The organism is Massilia rubra (genome assembly GCF_011682065.1).
Classification (GTDB): Bacteria; Pseudomonadota; Gammaproteobacteria; order Burkholderiales; family Burkholderiaceae_D; genus Telluria_A; species Telluria_A rubra.
Genome location: NZ_VUYU01000014.1, coordinates 131851 through 149163 on the forward strand (window position 1 = coordinate 131851; position 17313 = coordinate 149163).

The 17313-nt window shown below is 65.0% G+C and carries 13 protein-coding genes; 4 read left to right on the top strand and 9 right to left on the bottom strand.

The features are described 5' to 3' along the window. Positions 1 to 348 precede the first annotated feature (348 nt). The gene (locus F0185_RS20555; protein ID WP_167227581.1) at positions 349 to 1407 is read left to right on the top strand and encodes an SDR family oxidoreductase; all 1059 of its coding nucleotides are present in this window, start codon (positions 349 to 351) and stop codon (positions 1405 to 1407) included. A 54-nt stretch (positions 1408 to 1461) separates the two neighbouring features. Here F0185_RS20555 and F0185_RS20560 read toward each other — a convergent pair whose 3' ends face one another. Genes F0185_RS20560 through F0185_RS20570 form a run of 3 tightly spaced genes read right to left on the bottom strand, consistent with a single transcriptional unit; the run spans position 1462 to position 5983 of the window. After that, complete coding sequence (locus tag F0185_RS20560) at positions 1462 to 2841, bottom strand: SpoVR family protein (protein ID WP_167227583.1); 1380 nt, start codon at positions 2839 to 2841, stop codon at positions 1462 to 1464. Further along, complete coding sequence (locus F0185_RS20565; RefSeq protein WP_370664043.1) at positions 2838 to 4004, bottom strand: DUF444 family protein; 1167 nt, start codon at positions 4002 to 4004, stop codon at positions 2838 to 2840. Before F0185_RS20565 ends, F0185_RS20560 begins: the two co-directional genes overlap by 4 nt. A 14-nt stretch (positions 4005 to 4018) precedes the next feature. Further along, complete coding sequence (locus F0185_RS20570) at positions 4019 to 5983, bottom strand: serine protein kinase (RefSeq protein ID WP_370664044.1); 1965 nt, start codon at positions 5981 to 5983, stop codon at positions 4019 to 4021. A 260-nt stretch (positions 5984 to 6243) separates the two neighbouring features. Between F0185_RS20570 and F0185_RS20575 the strand changes: the two genes are divergently transcribed. Both F0185_RS20575 and F0185_RS20580 read left to right on the top strand, forming a co-directional pair. Further along, positions 6244 to 6747: a pyridoxamine 5'-phosphate oxidase family protein gene (locus tag F0185_RS20575; RefSeq protein ID WP_167227586.1), complete on the top strand. Its 504-nt coding sequence runs from the start codon at positions 6244 to 6246 to the stop codon at positions 6745 to 6747. A 14-nt stretch (positions 6748 to 6761) separates the two neighbouring features. Continuing rightward, positions 6762 to 7997: a DUF445 domain-containing protein gene (locus F0185_RS20580; protein WP_370664045.1), complete on the top strand. Its 1236-nt coding sequence runs from the start codon at positions 6762 to 6764 to the stop codon at positions 7995 to 7997. A gap of 18 nt (positions 7998 to 8015) precedes the next feature. Here F0185_RS20580 and F0185_RS20585 read toward each other — a convergent pair whose 3' ends face one another. The 3 genes from F0185_RS20585 to F0185_RS20595 form a co-directional block, all read right to left on the bottom strand. Next, a complete protein-coding gene (locus tag F0185_RS20585; protein ID WP_167227588.1) occupies positions 8016 to 9440 on the bottom strand; it encodes a DUF3999 family protein in 1425 nt (474 codons plus the stop codon). A 17-nt stretch (positions 9441 to 9457) separates the two neighbouring features. After that, positions 9458 to 12793, bottom strand: coding sequence for a DUF2339 domain-containing protein (locus F0185_RS20590; protein WP_167227590.1), 3336 nt, complete (start codon positions 12791 to 12793; stop codon positions 9458 to 9460). 85 nt (positions 12794 to 12878) lie between these two features. After that, on the bottom strand, positions 12879 to 13376 hold the full coding sequence (locus F0185_RS20595; protein ID WP_229477108.1) for an arsinothricin resistance N-acetyltransferase ArsN1 family B: 498 nt from the start codon (positions 13374 to 13376) through the stop codon (positions 12879 to 12881). Between the two features lie 136 nt (positions 13377 to 13512). On the opposite strand from F0185_RS20595, the gene F0185_RS20600 reads away from it, so the two are divergent. Continuing rightward, positions 13513 to 14289, top strand: coding sequence for a glutaminyl-peptide cyclotransferase (locus tag F0185_RS20600; protein ID WP_167227594.1), 777 nt, complete (start codon positions 13513 to 13515; stop codon positions 14287 to 14289). A 3-nt stretch (positions 14290 to 14292) separates the two neighbouring features. Here F0185_RS20600 and F0185_RS20605 read toward each other — a convergent pair whose 3' ends face one another. The 3 genes from F0185_RS20605 to F0185_RS20615 all read right to left on the bottom strand — a co-directional run bounded on the left by F0185_RS20605 (position 14293) and on the right by F0185_RS20615 (position 17205). After that, entirely contained in the window at positions 14293 to 15414 is a 1122-nt protein-coding gene (locus F0185_RS20605; protein WP_167227596.1) for a serine hydrolase domain-containing protein, read from the bottom strand. A 98-nt stretch (positions 15415 to 15512) separates the two neighbouring features. Beyond that, positions 15513 to 16943: an MbnB/TglH/ChrH family RiPP precursor modification enzyme gene (locus tag F0185_RS20610; protein WP_167227598.1), complete on the bottom strand. Its 1431-nt coding sequence runs from the start codon at positions 16941 to 16943 to the stop codon at positions 15513 to 15515. Between the two features lies 1 nt (position 16944). Further along, on the bottom strand, positions 16945 to 17205 hold the full coding sequence (locus tag F0185_RS20615; RefSeq protein ID WP_167227600.1) for a hypothetical protein: 261 nt from the start codon (positions 17203 to 17205) through the stop codon (positions 16945 to 16947). Positions 17206 to 17313 lie beyond the last annotated feature (108 nt).

A 17313-nucleotide genomic window follows, 5' to 3' on the forward strand; every position in this document is an offset into this window, starting at 1 on the left:
GGCTTCTCCTGACGCGCCAGCGTGCTGGCATCTTGCCTAGGGTAGGGAGTCGGCGCGGCAAGTCATTGTGTTGCGTCAATATTTTACGTTTGCGCAAATGACGGCCTGATCGGCATGAAGTTGCTCTAAATCAAAAGTTAACAAGCGCTGCTCCGTAGAATTTCCTGAGACGCTCTCGTGTGGCCGCCGGGCAGGGCGTCGGCTTCTCCGGCGTTGTGACGTACCGCTGTTGCCGGCCTGCTGGACGCCGGTTTCCCTATCATTGGCGCCTCGTCGGTCCTGGCCGACGCGTTGCCGCAGTGTGTGCAGGTGCGGCGCTGGTGCAGTCCGCCCTGCCTGGAGATATTGATGCTGAGCACCCCCGAAAATAGCCCTTACCAGCAGGTCCTGTCGGGCTTGCGCCAGACGCGCCATCATTGGCTCATCACCGGCGTGGCCGGTTTTGTTGGGTCGAATTTGCTGGAAACCTTGCTCAAGCTCGGCCAGCGCGTGACCGGCCTGGACAACCTGATGACTGGCTATCGCGCCAACCTGGCGCAAGTGCGCGCCGTGGTGCCGGCATCGGCCTGGGCGAATTTCCACTTTATCGAGGGCGATATCCGCTGCCTGGACAGTTGCCGGCGCGCCTGCCAGGACGTCGATTTCGTGCTCCACCAGGCTGCGCTGGGCTCGGTCGGCCGCTCGATTGCCGACCCCATCCTCACCAGCGACGTCAACCTGATCGGCTTCCTGAACGTGCTGGTGGCTGCGCGCGACGCCAGGGTGCGGCGCGTCGTGTATGCAGCCTCGAGTGCGACCTACGGCGACCATCCCGACCTGCCCAAGGTGGAGGAACACATCGGGCGGCCGCTCTCGCCGTACGCGCTCACCAAGCACGTCAATGAAGTGTATGCCGACATGTTTGCGCGCTGCTACGCGCTTGACGCCGTTGGTTTGCGCTACTTTAATGTGTTCGGTCCGCGCCAGGACCCGCGCGGCGAGTACGCGGCCGTGATTCCCCAGTGGTTTTACGCCATGATCCACAACCGGCCGCTACGCATCAATGGCGACGGCGACAGCAGTCGTGATTTTTGCTTTGTCGATAACGTGGTGCAGGCCAATCTGCTGGCGAGCCTGGTCGACGATCCGGCGGCCGTCAACCAGGTCTACAACGTGGCGGTGAACGCGCGCACCAGCCTGAACGAACTGTACGCGATGATGCATGCGCTGCTGGCCGGACGCTTCGCCCACCTGGAAGATTACCAGCCGGAGTACGGCGAATTCCGGGTGGGCGACGTGCGGCATTCGCAAGCCGATATTTCCAAGGCGGGGCGCCTGCTTGGGTATCAGCCCACGCACCGCCTGGAACAGGGCTTGCGGGAAGCGCTGGACTGGTATGTGGCGCATCTGGGCACGTCGCGCTCGTAGCCGGCCCAGTCGGCGCACGCAGTCGCAGCGTGCGGCATGGCGGCGCGTTGACTGTCATGATGTGCGCGCCGGCAGTACGCGCACGATGCCGCGAAAGTCGACCGTGCGCAAGGTCAGCGGGCGGCGCCACACCCGTCCCACGTAGTCCATCACTTTTTCGGCCTGCGGCAAGTCGAGCCCGCGGCCGTCGCGCAGGTAGTCGTGCTGCAGCGTGAGCGCACCGTCGGCGCCGACCTGTGCGGCCGCGATGCAGGGGGCGCCGAAATTGAACTTGGGCGCCAGGATCGCTTCGCGGATCTGATGGATGTCGCGGCTGGCAATTTTGGCGTCGCCGTCCTGGCGCGCCTCGTACACAAACAGGTCGAGTTTGTCCGCCAGTTCCTGGTCCAGGTAGTTGCGCACGAAACCGAAATCGTCTTCTTCGCGGCAGATCTGGCGCGCCCGCTCCAGCCCGTGTTTGTCGATGATGTGCTCCCACAGCGAAAAGCCGAGGTGGTAGGGGTTGAGCGACAGGGCCAGCTGCTGGCCGCTGGCGAACGGGCGCACCACGTCGGAATGCGACTTGACCGCCGACACATACAGCTCATGCGGCAAAAAGGTGGCTTCGCGCAGCAAGCGCGCATGCCAGTACGAGGCCCAGCCTTCGTTCATGATCTGGCAGGCGTGGATGGGATGAAAATAGTAGGCTTCTTCGCGCACGGCCAGGAAGACGTCGCGCTCCCAGTCTTCCAGGTCGGGCGCGTACTGGGCGATGAACCACAGCAGGTCGTATTCGGGCTGGGGTGGCAGCGGCGCGCGTTGCGGCGCATCGTTGCGCGGCGGCTCGGCGTGCTCGCCGGGCAAGCGCGCGAAACGGTCGCGGAACTGATCGGGCGCAGGGCCGGCGCGCGGCGCCAGGAATTCGGGATAGCGTGGCCGGTGCAAGGGCTGGTTGATGTCGATATGCGTTTCGAGCGCCAGCGCGGCATCGAGCACCGCTTCGACCCGCGCCTGCCCGTGCGCGGCAAGCGCGCGTTCGAGCCGGTGCGCGCGGGCGGCGCTCTGTTCGAGGATATGGCTGCCGGCCATGGCCATGAAGCGTGCAAACAACTGATTGTTCTTGGCAAAATCGGCGTGGCCGAGCACGTGGGCGGTCACCAGGGTGTTTTCCGCCAGCGAATTTTGCTCAAGCATGAAGGCGTGGCACGGGTCGCCCGGGAACATGACTTCGAATATCTTCGAGTGCCCCATGTGCTGGCGCACCAGTTGGTGGATGTAGCGCACGCCGAAGGACCAGTGCCGCATGCGCACCGGTAATCCGTACACGGCGATCTCGACCATGAAGGTGCTTGGGACGAGGTCGAAGTTGACCGGGAAGAAATCCATGCCCAGGTCGAGCGCCAGCGCTTCCAGGCGGGCCGTGTAGTCGGCCAGGACGGCGGCCGGCGTGTTCATCTGGCCGCCTGCGCCGACGCGTGCGCGCCTTCGCTGGTGAAGAACTTGCGCAGCGCGCTCCAGACATCGTCCGGCGTGCGCAGCACCGTGCTACCGATGTGGACGCCACGCCGCTCCAGCTCGTTGCACAGGCGCCGCGTTTCGGTCTCCAGCGCGCGCGGCACGCCGGGCAGGGTTTCGATATAGCCTGTGTAATTCAACAGTTTGCCCAGTTCGGTCAGCGCCGCGCTGGCGGCGGCGCGGTCTTCGGAAAAGTTTTCGCCGTCCGACGCGTAAAACATGTACAGATTGTGTTGCGCAGGGTCGAGCTCGGTACGAATCAGGTCGAGCACCAGCCGGAATGCGCTCGACGCGATGGTGCCGCCCATGCCCGACACCTGGAAAAACTCGCGCTCCGAGAACTCCCAGGCGTGGGTGGTGTGGGCGATAAAGCGCGTATCGACCTTGGCGTACTGGCGCCGGATGCCTTGCAGCGCGAAGAAAAAGAAGGACTTGGCCAGCTTGCGTTCGACCCGGCTCATGCTGGCCGACACGTCGAGCACGAACAACATGGTCGCGCTGGTGCTCGGGCGCGGACGCGTCACCAGTTGCCGGAAGCGCAGGTCGTCGTTGGTGAATGGCAAGGCGTCGGCTTGCACGGCGCGCCGCTTGATCGCCTCCTTGACGGTGCGGCGCCGGTCCAGGCGCGCGCGGGCGCCGCGCTTGTCCCAGCCTTCGCGCACCAGTTCCACCTCGTCGATGCGGGCGCTGTTCCTCGGTGTGAGCTCAGGCAGCTTGAGTTCTTCCCACACCCAGTCCATGACCTCGTCGATCGACAGTTCGAGCAGCAAGGTCACCTCGCCATTGTCGTTGCCGCCACCGTCCTGGGCGTCGCCGCCGTCTTGCTCCGGCGTGCCGGGCAGCAGCACATCGCCTGGTTTACCGGCGCCCTGGCCGGCGCCGGTCGCGCTGCGGGCGTCGGCCAGGCGAAAACGGGCGTGTTCGAGCATGCGCACGGGCACTTGCACGGTGCGCTCTTGCGGGCCGGTGATCAGGTCGGGGCCGGCAATGATCTCGGGCAGGTGGTGTTGCACGGCCTCGCGCACCTTGTCGTTGTGGCGCAGCCAGTCGCGCGCCCCGCGCGAGAACAGGTCGTACCATGCCGTGTCGATTGAAGTGCTCACGCCGTTTCTCCGCGCTATTCCTGGGCCAGCAAGGTGGTGACATAGTTCAGCGCTTCGCGCGCGCTGTGGCTGTCGTAGCCGTATTCGTCGACCAGCCGTTTCTCGACGGCGGAAATCTTGGTGCGGATCTCGTCGTCCGGCCGTTTGGCCGAGCCGACCAGGCGCAGCACATCGCGCCGCTGGTCGAACAGGTAATGCTGTACCGCGTCGTTGAGCTGGAGATGGCTGTCGAGGCCGAACCTGGCGCCGCGCTTGTAGGCGCCCATCGCCTTGCGCACCACTTCCTGGCGGAACGATTGCTTGCCCGACTCCGAAATATGGATTTTTTCTTCCACCGCCCGCAAAAAGCGTTCGTCGGGCCGCCTTTCTTCGTTGGTGATGGGGTCCTTGATCTGGCGGTTGTCGAGCATGGCTTCGACCTCGTCCAGGTATTTGTTGAGCAAGTCCTGGGCCTCCTGTTCGAAGGAGACGAACAACGCCTTGTGCACGTCTTCCTTGACCCAGCGGTTGTAGAAATCCTTGCGCGTCAGCACCAGGTAATCGACCCATTTGCGCTTCTTCTTGGGGTCGATGCGGGCGTCGCTCTCGATCCCGTCTTTCAGGGCCAGCAGCACGTCCATGGTGGACAGGCTCTTGCGGTTGGAGCTGATGATGGCGTTCGACAAGGCATTGATCACAAACCGTGGCGACACGCCGGCCAGGCCTTCGTCGGGCGTCTTGTCCTTTTCTTTGATGCGCCGCACGTCGGCGCGGTTCATGCCGTCGACTTCTTCGTTGGCGTGAATGCGCACCTTCCTGACCAGTTCAACCTCCTTGTCGTCGCCGTCCTGGCTGCGGCTCAGGATCGCGAACACGGCCGCCGCGTGCAGCACGTGCGGGTCGAGGTGCACGTCGCGAAACGCCGGCGCGGCCGAGGAAATGAGCTTTTTGTAGATGCGCGCCTCCTCCTTGTAGTTGAGGGTGTACGGCACCTGGATGATCACCATGCGGTCGAGCAGCGCCTCGTTCTCGCTTTCTTGCAGGAAGCGGCGGAATTCGGCCAGGTTGGTGTGCGCCAGGATCGTTTCGTCCAGGTAGATCAGCGGAAAGCGCGACACCTTGACGTTCTTTTCTTGCGTGAGCGTGAGCAGCAGGTACAGGAATTCGCGTTTGACCTTGAGAATTTCGATCATCTCCAGCACGCCCCGGCTGGCCGCGTACACCGCGCCCGACCACGACCACGCGCGCGGATCGCCCTCGTCGCCGTATTGCGCCACCTTGGACAGGTCGACCGAGCCGACCAGGTCGGCCAGGTCGGCCGTGGTGGGGTCGTGCGGGGCGTAGGTGCCGATCGCGCTGCGCCCCGCTTCGGACACGAAGAAGCGCTCGACCGGCATCTGCATGAAGTCGCCCGCGTACTGGTCTTCAAGACGGGCGCGGCAATGCGGACAGATGTCGCCGCTGATATCGATGCCATAGGTGTTGCGGCAACTGGCGCGCAGGGTGTGCGGAATCAGGTGCAGGGGCGACTCGCGCACCGGGCAGCCGCCGATGGCGTACAGTGCGCCGTCGTCGGTGTAGCTGTATTCTTCCAGCCCGCGCTTGAGCAGGATGACCAGGGTCGACTTGCCGCCCGAGGGAGGCCCGAGCAGCAGCAACAGGCGACGCCCGACCTCGGACCCGGCGGCGGCGGCCTTGAAGTAGTCGACCACGCGGTCGATGGCGTCGTCGATGCCGAACAGGTCTTCCCCGAACAGGCGGCAGCGGAAATGGCCGTCGCCACCATCGGTGCAGGTGGCGCGGATCATGTCCCATATATATTGGTGCGAGCTGCGCGCGACCTGTTGAGGCGTGCGCTGCAGCACCTGTTCCATGAACTGCGCGAAGGTGCCCGACCAGTGCCCGGCCCGGTGCTGGCGCGTGAATACCGCCAGGCTCTCGATGAAAGAGGCATGCGGGTCGTGCAGGATGGTCGCTTGCTCGTCGCCGGGGTTACTCACGTTTGCTCCTGGTTGGTCTTCTTTCAGTATCAGCGCGCGCTCAATGCGCAAACTGATACGCATCAATGTGCGCAATTGAACCAATGGGGAGTTTTTCGAGCTGATGTGGTGAACGGCGGGTGAACACCCGCTGATCGGTCCGCGCGACCCGGCTCATCCGGCCATGCTGCGCAATAAGTTCGCTTGCGCACAGAAGGGCTCGACCATTGCGATTACGATACAGTTTCTTAATAACCTAGAACCGCGTGAAGGAAAAGCCCATGTCAGCATATAACCATTCCGATCAAGTGGCTGAGTTGAAGTCCAAGATCAAGTCGATTCGCTTCGCCATGTTCACCACCGTCAACGCCCAGGGCCGCCTGGTGAGCCGTCCGATGACCAACCAGGAAACCGACAACGAAGGCAACCTGTGGTTCTACACCTCGACCGATAGCGAACTGTGGGAAGACATCGTCGCCCACCCCGACGTTAACGTCAGCTTCGCCGAGCCGGAAGACCATACCTATGTGTCGGTCAGCGGCCGCGCCGAGCGCATCGTCGACCGCGCCAAGATCAAGGCCATGTGGAACCCGGCGGTCCAGGCCTGGTACCCGCACGGCCCGGATGATGCGCATGTGGTGCTGGTGCGCGTGGTCTCGAGCAGCGCCGAGTACTGGGATTCGACCGGCGGCAAGGTGGTCAGCCTGTTCGAAATGGCCAAGGCCGTCCTGACCGGCACCACGCCCGACGTCGATCCGGGCGAACACGGCACGATCAAGCTCTGATTACGCCTCGCTCCGTGCGCGAAAGCGAACAGCAGGCAGGGCTGACGCGCATGCGTCGGATCGCCACCGGCTTGCTGGTGGCGATGGCGCTGGTGTTCGTTGCCGCCCGCCTGCTCGAACCGCGTCATGCGGCGTTTGCCTTCGTGGCCGCGTTCGCGGAAGCGGCGATGGTCGGCGCGATCGCCGACTGGTTCGCCGTGACCGCCTTGTTCCGCCATCCGCTGGGCTTGCCCATCCCGCATACCGCCATCATTCCCACGAATAAGGAAAAGATCGGCGAAAACCTGGGCAATTTTCTCGAAACAAATTTCATGAGCTACGATGTAGTGCACGCCGAACTGGTGCGCATCGACTTCGCCGGCTCGGCCGCGCACTGGCTGGCGCAGAGCGCCAACAACCGCGCCGTGGCCGACCAGGCCGTCAGCGCGGTGCCGGTGCTGCTGCGCATGATCGACGACAAGGACGCCGCCGCTTTCCTGCGCGAGGCGCTGTCCGGCGCGCTGCAGGACGTCAAGCTGGCGCCGATCCTGTCGCAAGTGTTGTCGGTGCTGGTGGCGGGACGCCAGCATCATGTGCTGCTGGAACGCCTGCTCGGGCTCGTTTCAGGCGCGCTGGAAGCGCATCGCCCCTACATCCGCCAGAAAGTACACGAGCACAGCCCGCGCTGGTTGCCGCGCGCCATAGACGAAAAATTCTACGAGCGCCTGATGGAAGCGGTGCAAAATACGCTGGAAGAGATCCGGGGCGAAGACAGCGAATGGCGGGTGCGCTTCCAGGCTGCCACCGAAGAGCTGATCGAGAACCTGGCACACTCGCCGGAATACGAAGAAAAGTTGCGCGGCCTGTTAGAGAGCAGCCTGAACCATCCACTGTTCCGCACTTATGTGGGCCAGGTGTGGGAAGACGTGCGCGACCGCTTGCTGGCCGATGCCGAATCGGATGATTCGCAACTGTCGGCGCACCTGCAATCGGCCTTGCAGGCGTTCAGCCGCGCGCTCGAGCGCAATCCGGCGATCCAGCAGCGCATCAACGACTGGCTGCGCACCTTCGCGGCGCAGACCATCGTGTCCAGGCGCGAACTGATCATCGCCCTGGTGCGGCGCGTGATCCGCAGCTGGGATGCCGACACCATCGCGCGCAAATTCGAACTGCACGTGGGGCGCGACCTGCAATATATCCGCATCAACGGCACCATCGTCGGCGGGCTGGTGGGGCTGGCGCTGCATTGCGTGTCCCTCTTGTTCACCTGACGCCGCACGCCGGTCTTGCTATTTCATCTGCTTGATCAGGCGCCACGCCATAAAGCTCAGTACGCCCACGCCCGCCAGCAGCGCGCCCCACAGGGCGAACATGCGCATGCGCGCGGCGTCGGCCGCCTTGTCGGCCGCGCCGGGACCTTCGGTCACAGCAGCCTGGGATGTTTGCAGCGGCCCGGCCACCGCGCTTTCGAGGACGGCGATTTCGGCGGGCGTAAAACCGGGCGCCACCTGCGCCAGCGAACTGGCGCCCGGTTTGGCGTCGGCGCGCCCGAAGGCCAGCCGGTAGGGCGGCTTGCCGTTGGCGAGAAATACCACTGTCGATGGGGTCCAGGCCAGGCGCAGGGCCGGCGCCGCCGCCCCGGCGTTTTCCGTGCGCAGCACCCACTCGGCCTGGTGCGCCGGGGTGATGCCGATGTCGCCCGAGGCGCGTCGCTTGCCGCGCTGGGTCAACTGGTAGAAGGTGGCCGCCGCCAGCGGTTCGAAGTGCCAGGTGCTGGTCTTGCCGCCTTCGCGGTCGGGCAATTCCACGTAATGACCAAGCTGGGCCGGCATGACCACGTTCTGCTCGCCCAGGTCGACCCCGATGCGCTGCACCGGAATGGCCACCGAGGCCGGATACACATGGTCGTTGGCAAAGCGCCCCGGCTTGGGCTGGATCAGCAGGCGTTCCACCTGCGGCGCCAGCGCCGTGTTCAGGGGCGACTCGGCGGTGATGCCGGCGAACTGCAGCGGCTTGCCCTGGCGCCAGCTCAGGCGCGCATAGCGGAAGGCGCGCGCTTCGAAGTCCATGCGGTCGCTGGCCAGGGTTTCGTTGCGCTCGTTGACCAGCCAGGACAGGTCGGTCTCGCCGGCCGTATCCCAGTGCTTAAGATCGTCGCTCACTTCCAGCACCACGCGCGCGTTGTAGCGGCTCACGCCGGCGGGCAGGGTGAAGCGCAGCGCATCGATGGTGGCGGCCGCGGCGCTGGCGCCGAGGTCGAGCACGAGCGTGTCCATGCCGCCATCGGCAGCGCCCGTCACCGGCCGCGTGCGCGCGCTGACCGACAGCACCGTGCCGTCGCCGGAGCGCTGCACTTCGATGTCGGTGTCGGCGAGGGAGCCGGCCGGGCGCGCCGTTTGCACGCCGAACAGGCGCACCGGCAGGTCGCGCCGCGAGCGCTCGGCGCGCGGCACCGGTTCCTGCAAGCTGAACGCCAGCTTGTTGCCTTGCGCATCGAACAGGCGCAGGTCGCGCAAGTCCGCCGTGCGGGCGTGCAGGTACACGTCCTTGGGCAGGCGCAGCTGGACCACCGATTCCTTGCCGCTGACCGTCAGCGGCAAGGCGTGGCGGTAGTCGCCCGGCAGGTCGCTGGGCGGGGCCTCGGCCAGCGCCAGGGGAGAACTGGCCGCGGCCAGCGCCGCCAGGTACAGCGAAGCCTTGGGAATATTTGACATCAACGTGGATCCTTGGTTCATGGCGCCGGTGCTTCCGGCGCGCTTTCTTGTTGCGTTGGGAACGGTGCAATATAGCCGATCATGACCATCAGCAGGCCGACCCCGACAAAGCTGACGATGCGCGCCACCCCGCCGACGTTCGACAGGTCGACCAGGAACAGCTTGCCGACCACCAGGCCGAGCAGCACCGCACCGATCACCCACTGCTTGCGCGAGGCGTGCTTGGCCGCGCGCCACATCAGCAGCAGGGCCGAAATGCTCCAAACCAGCGACAGCATGGCCTGGATGAACTGCGAGTCGTACAACTGCGTCCCGGTGTACGGGATGTGCAGATAATGCGCCGCCGTGCGCAGCAGCATCAGGTTGAACCAGGCGTAGCCGGCCCAGGCCAGCACCGAGGGCACGCGCGCCAGCAGCGCGCGATCCTCGTCGCTGCGCGCATCAACCAGGCGCATGCGGTAGCAGGCCACCGCCAGCACCACCGCGAAGCCGGTGGTCAGGTCGAGCGGATTGAGAACCGGCAGGTAGGGCAGGGGCGCCATGGCGCCATCCTGGGTCAGGTTCCAGACGGCGGCGAGCATCAGCGACCAGCCGGTCGCCAGCGGGATCAGGGTGCTGCGGTGCCAACTGGCGACCGGCGCCGCCGGCCACTTGTCGGCGCGCGCGCGGCCGATCAGCCAGACGATGGCGAGCATCATCAGCCAGGCCGGGATGAAGCGCGCCCAGCTGCCGCTGGTTTGCCAGCCAGCCTGGCTGAGCAGCACCGCATCGGCGTTATCGACGCCGAACAGCCAGCGCGATACCGCGATCGAGGCGACCGGCCAGATCATCAGCCACGGACCGGCGGTGCGGACCGTGTGCAGCAGCTCCAGCCAGGGCGTGGCCACGGCCCAGCCGTTGGCCGGCCAGCGCTTGAGCATGTACTCCGAGGTCAGCCACAGGCAGGCCAGCGCCACGGCCGCTTCGACCGCCACCGTGTCGCCGCCGTACAGCACCGACAGGGTCCAGGCGGTGGCCACCACCAGGCCGGCCCAGGCCGCGCCGCTGAACCAGCGCAGTGCCGGCCAGGCCAGGCGCTTGGCCGCCGCCGCGAACGCGATCGCCGACAGCGACAGTGCCACGCCATAGGCGTACAAGGATGCGGTGTCGTGCGAATAGCCGCCGGCGATCAACTGATAGTGACGGGTCAGCCACACGCAGAACAGCATCAGGACCGGAACGAACCACCACGCAGCCGACCAGAGCAGCATGATGTGCGACAGCTTTGGCTGTTGCGGCTGGGGTCCGCGTTGCATGGCCCAGCTACTGAAGATGGCCCCTGCAAAGATCAGCAGCGCGGCCAGGAACGGGGTCCGGAACAGCTGGACGTCGGGGTCGAACGCGAGCAGCAGCATGGCGCAGATCAGCAGCGCGAGGACCGCGCCGGCCACCACCTGCACGGCCAGCGCGAGCGCGCGCGCCAGCGGCCACTGCATGCGCCTGGCGATCAAGGCCAGGATCATTGAGGACACCAGGGCGCTGGCCGCCATCAGGGTGGCCTGGACGCCGCCACTGCTGCGCAGGATGGCTTCGGTCCAGGCGCCGGCGACCAGCCAGATCGCCGCCACCGTCAGGAAAGCGCCGCCCAGCCCGCGCGGCAACGGCGACGGCAGGTCGGCTTCGCGCGAGCGGAAGTTGGTGGCCATCAGGAAGGCGGTGCCGGTCAACAGCAGGAAGCCGAGCCACAGGTTGGCATTGGCCGCGTCGGCGCCGCCGATGCCGGCGATCGCCGCCAGGAAGGAGATCCACGCGCCGGCTTGCACCAGCAAGCCAAAGCCGCAGGTGAGCGCCTGGCGCTGGCGCAGGCCGACCCAGACCACGCCGGCGCCTTCCAGCGCCCAGGCGGCCGAGGTCCAGCGGCCGTCCAGCGCGAACGGCAGGGCCAGCGTGCCGAACACCAGGCCCATGGCCAGGAACGATTCGACCAGCAGCCGGAAGTTCTGCGCGCCGCGCCGCCACATGACCAGCGCGACCGAGGTGTAGAACAGGCCCAGGCCAAGCGCCGAGAAGGCCACGCCGAAGCGGGTGTCCTTGAGCAGGCCGTACTGCAGGCCGAAGGCCACCAGCGGCACGCCGAACACCAGGGTGGCGTCGACATAGTTCTTCAGCGCGGGCGCCTGGCGCTGTGCGTAAGCGATCGCGATGGCGACGTAGAACAGCACGAAGACGATCAGGAACAGCTGGGTGGACAGATAGTTTTCGGGTACGTAGCGCAACACGCCCCATGCGGTGCCGATGACGAAGGTGAACGCGAAGCCGATCAGGTTGAGCGTGCGCCAGGCGCGCTTGAGCGCGATGCCGAGGATGCCGGCGTTTAACAAGGCGTAGTAAGAGAACAGCCCGATATGGCTGCCCTGGCCGGTGGACGTCATGATCGGCGCCAGGAAACCGCCGGTAATGCCGAACACGGCCAGCCAGAAGGCGTTCTGCAGCACCGCCAGCAGGCAGGTAAAGAAGGTCAGCGCGAACAGCAGGCCGAACGCCAGGCCACCCGGGATCAGGTGGTACATGCGGAAGGCGCCGAAGGTGACCAGCATCAGGATGCCGAGCGCCGCGCCCTGCACCGGCAGGCTGATGCCGCGCCGGCTCTCGCGGATGCGCCAGCCCCAGACCAGCAGGGCGATATCGGCGATGACGATGCCGGCCAGGCGCAACTCGATCGGCACAATGTTGCGTTCGACCGCGTATTTGAGCAGGAAGCTGACGCCGATGAACAGGATCATCAGGCCGAGCTTGGCGACCAGGTTACCGCTGAACATCCAGTTTTTTGCCGCCGTGACCCAGGCCGGGGTGGTATCGCCGCGCTGCCCATATGCTGCGGGGCGCTGCGGCGCAGAGGCGGGCGCGACGGGTGTGGTCGGCACGGGGGCTGGCGCCGCAGGAACGGGGGCGACAGGAACGGGGGCGGCAGCCCGGAGGACGGGTGGCGCCTTCGGCGGCGTTGGCGCTGCCGGCGCAATCGGCTGCGACGTTGCCTGTGGTGGTAACTGCCGCGGAACGTCTACAGCGTCCACAGCTTTCGCGGCAGTGGCGGCAGTGTCGATATCCGGCGCCATGCGCGCCGTCCTGGCCGCCGTCCTGGCCGCCCTGGCAGCCTCGTTGCGCGCCAGCGCGCCCTGGACCGTCGCGGCCATTGCCGTCGCCGCCGAGTCGGCGACGGTGCGCCGCCCCGTTTCGTCCCTGAGCACGACAACTTCCGCTTTCAGTTCCGCCAGCTTTTTTTCCAGCGCGTCGGTACGCCGTCGAGCATCCTTGCTCACACTGAGGAAGTGCGCGTAAGACGCCACCACCAGCAACAATAAGAATACTTCCATCAATTTTCCTTGGCTTGCAAACTAGGCAATTTTGCATATTATCATTCCAAAGAGAAACCGCGACTGATAGATTGCAAGTGGCTTTTTAAGCGCCTTCGAGTTTCAGCTCCCAGTACCCGACGTCGATCCAGCGCCCGAACTTGAAGCCGACCTCGCTGAAGTGGGCGACTTTGTTGAAGCCGAATTTTTCGTGCAAGGCCACGCTGGCGGGATTGGGCAGCGCGATGCCGCCGATTGCCATGTGAATGCCGGCCTCGGCCAGGCGCGCCAGCAAGGCGGTGTACAGCGCCGCCCCGTGGCCTTTGCCGCCGTGGCCGGGCAGCAGGTAGATCGAGGTTTCGGCGGCGAAGCGGTAGGCGTGGCGCACGCGCCATTTGGTGGCGTAGGCATAGCCGGTGATGGTGTCGCCGTCGGTAAGCACCAGGAACGGCAGCGCGCCGCCCTGGATGTCGGCGATGCGGCTGGCCATGGCTTGCTCGCTGACGCTTTCTTCTTCGAATGAAATGCTGGTGGTGAGGATGAAGTGGTTGTAGATCGAAACAATTTCGGCGGCATCGCCGGCTGCGGCATCGCGAATATTCAAGCAGGACTCCCATGGTGAGTGATCAATTTTTCGGCAGCGCCCGCGCTTGCGACGCCGTTCCTGCTCAATTGTATTAGTATTCATGCCTTGAGAAACGGCATGACGTCCGTTTCATGGCTCCGACCCGAGGTGTTATTTGAAGAGATTGATCCTATTGGCCGCCGCTGCGCTGCTGGCCGGCGCCGCCGCCGCCGCGCAGGCGGCCATTCCCGTGTACGGCTTCCTGGTCAAAAATACGTACCCGCACGATCCGGACGCATTTACCCAGGGCCTGTTTTATACCGATGGCATTTTGTACGAAAGCACTGGCTTGAACGGCAAGTCCTCGGTCCGCAAGACCGACCTGAAGACCGGCAAGGTGCTGATGAAGACCGACATCGCCTCCGACTACTTCGGCGAAGGCATCACCGATGTCGGCAACACCATCGTCGGGCTGACGTGGACTTCGCACGTCGGCTTTGTGTTCGACAAGGCCACGCTGAAGATGAAGCAGACCTTTTCGTATCCCGGCGAAGGGTGGGGCCTGGCCAATAACGGCAGCGATGTGTTCATGAGCGACGGCACCGCCGTCATTCGCGTGCTCAATCCCAAGACCCTGGCCGAAGTAAGGCGCATCCAGGTCACCGCCGAGGGCAAGCCGATCGACCGACTCAACGAGATGGAGTGGGTCGACGGCGAACTGTATGCCAATGTGTGGGGATCGGACGTGATCGCGCGGATCGACCCGGCCAGCGGCAAGGTGGTCGGCTGGATCGACCTGGCCGGCTTGCTCGATGAAAAGAGCCGTGCGAGCGGGACGGTCGATGTGCTGAACGGCATCGCCTACGACGGCAAGAAAAAGCGCCTGTTCGTCACCGGCAAACTGTGGCCAAAGCTATTCGAGATCGAACTGGTGCGACGCCAGCCGCGCTGAGCGCTACAGGCAGATATGCAGGGTGTTGCAGAGCACGTTCAACATATCCGTTCCCAGGATCGGTGACTGGAACAGCTTGTGCTCGCCCGGCACGATTTTTTGTGCCAGTGGTTGCGCCAGTTCCAGGCCGTTTTCGCTGTTGGTGAGCATCACAAAACCGTCACCGGTCCGGACGGAGGCCATCACGAAGGCGCGGTAGCCGGTGTTGTTTCCCCAATGCCAAATATAGGACGCGTCCCGATCGCGCTCGATTCCCCATTGCAAGCCCCAATCCAGGCCCAGGCCCGCATCGACAGGCACCGGCGATGCGCTCAACTGCGCCAGGATCTCGTCATCGCCGAGCAGCGCGACGAGGAATTTTCCATAATCGGCCGCCGAAGTGTGGAGAGAAAAAGCGGCATTCGGCTCATTGAGCGCCAGGCCCGCCCTCGGCGCGCCATTCGCCTTGCTTCCCGGCATCAGGTTCGGGGCGATGCGTTCGCTCCATGCATAGTCGCTGTGGGTCATGCCCAAGGGCGTGAATACCTGCGCGCGCATGAATTGATCGAGCCGCTGGCCGCTGACCGCCTCCACAGCGCGCTGCAGCAGCACGTAGCCTTCGCCCGAATAATGCCATGCGGTTCCGGGAGCGGCCTCGAAACGCAGTGGTCCCGACGCCCAATTCGGCAATCCCGAGGTGTGGTTCAGCACCATGCGCACGGTAATGGCCGCAAGTCGCGGATCGGTCACCAGTTCGGAAGGCTGCGCTTTCAGCGGATCGAACTGGTGCCGGTAACCTTGCGGCAAATAGCGCATGAGCGGCGCGTCGAGTTCCAGTTTCCCTTGCGCCGCCAGCTTCAGTACCGCATACGCGAAGACCGGCTTGCTGAGCGAGGCCGCCTGGAAAACGCTGTTGGCATCGACCTTGGGCGCCGGCGTGCAGCCGCTCGCGGAATCGATCGACGCAAGCTGGCGTTGCCTGATGACCGCCACGGCCACACCGCACACATGGTGCTGTTCGGCGAGAACCTGCAAGGTGTCGCGCATGTTCAGCGACGCCAGATCGGGCCGGTGGGAAGAAGCGCATCCCGACAAACATAGCGCTATCAGCAGGACAGGGAGGGGCAGGGCCGACAACATCGGCATGCGTTTCGATTGCATTGGAACCTTTGATGATCGACACTCCCGGCATCGTAAGATATCGGGAACCAGGGTTCAAGCATTGTTTTGGCGATTGCACGCATTCATGGCTCGATGGTCAGCGCAAAATCGCCCTGGTCGGCAAAATCGGGCATGCGCGCCTGGCGCAAGGCCATCAGCAGCGGCAGTGGCGAGCAGGTAAAGCGCACGGTCTTATGCTGCGCGTACATGCGCACCTGGTGCGACGCCAGTTCGAACGCCAGCACCTCGTCCAGATGCGGAATGGCGAGCGCCTGCGTGCGCAGGAATTCGGCGAAATTGAGCGCTTCTTCGGTGGCAAACGGTTCGGGCGGGCGGGTTTTCCAGAACGCCCGCAGCAGCGCCAGAAACGCCGGCTCGCCGAGACTGAGCACAATGAGGCGGTAACTGAGCGTCATCGAATCGACGATGGTCCCGCTGCGCACCGCCGCCACCAGCTGGCGCAGGACGGCCACGCCATTGTCGGCGTCGAACACTTGCGCAAAGGGCGCGTCGGCATCCGATTCGAGCACGCGCCCGGCCAGGGCGCGCTCCCACTCGGTCGGCGAGGGCAAGGCGCTGTCGGCGGCCGTGATGTTGCGGGCCTTGGCGCGCGGCGCGCCGCCGGCGACTTGAAGGCGCCTGGTGCGCTCGTCCCACAGCTGGCGCAGGTCGAGCAACTGCGCCCGCAGCTCGCGCTGGGCGATGGCGCGCGCCGGCATGTAGGCGGGCACGATCTCGAAAATGAGGGCCTTCAGGTTCGGCAGCCGTGGCAGCACCGTGTGCGCCAGCTGCATCAGCTCGGGCGGCACCAGCCCGGAGTGGGCGTCGAGATAATACCCGTCGAGATGGTCGCCGCCGGCAAGGTGCACTTCGCACACGCGCTCCAAGGGCATTTCATCGAGCGCCGCCAGCACGCCCTGGCGGCCATTCTTCTCGTTGCACCACAGATTATGCAGGTCGAGCAGGATGGCGCAATCGGCTTCTTCGGCAATCGCGCCAAAAAAGGCGCCGTCCGACATTTCGCCGTGCATCGGGCGCAAGTAGTTGACGCCGGTTTCGAACGCAAACGGGACCGGCAATTGCGCGCTCAGGGCGCGGATATTGGCTGCGGCCAGCGCCACGGTTTGCGCGCTTTGCACGGGAGGGAGCAAAAAGCCGGTATTGAAAACGCCGTCGGCGCCGTCGACCCGCGAAAAACTCAGGTGCTCGCTGGCCCAGGACGCGCCCAGCGCCTTGACCACATCGACAAACAGCGCCACCTGGTCTGGTTCGGGTGGCACGCTGCCGCCGACCGGAAAACCGACGCCATGCACCAGTTTCGGATGCGGATCGGCGCACAGCTGCGCCAGGACATCGGCATTGACCGCGTACGGCACCCCGGCGGCGGCCGACTTGAACCATAGCGGCTGGGGTTCGATTTCGATGACGTCGATCAGGTCGTGCGCGGCCTCGATGAACGCTTCGAGGCCAGGCAGGCACACCATGCCGACGCCGGTTTCGGGCAGGTTGCGCATGTCAGGGCGAGAGCTGGTTTTGCGCCAGCCCGGTCGCTTGCAGCGCCAGGTTGGCGTCGACGATGAAGCGGCGCTGGATATCGTAGCGGATATCGAAGCCCGAGGTGCAGGCCGGGCAGCCGAGTTGGCCGAGCAGCTCTTTCTGGACGCGCTGGAACTGGTCCAGGTCGAAATAGACCTGGCTCGGCAGCGAAACGCTGACGGCCCGGTCGATAGGTTGTGTGGCCAGGGTGGTACGCAGATCGACGGCGTTGGTATCCATGATGTGACGCTCCTGTGTGATGTGTGATTGTCCCCTCGAAAATGCGGCGCATTTCCCCGACAGCACGGCCTCGGCGCTAATGCTGAGGCTGGCTGTTGTTGGAAGTAT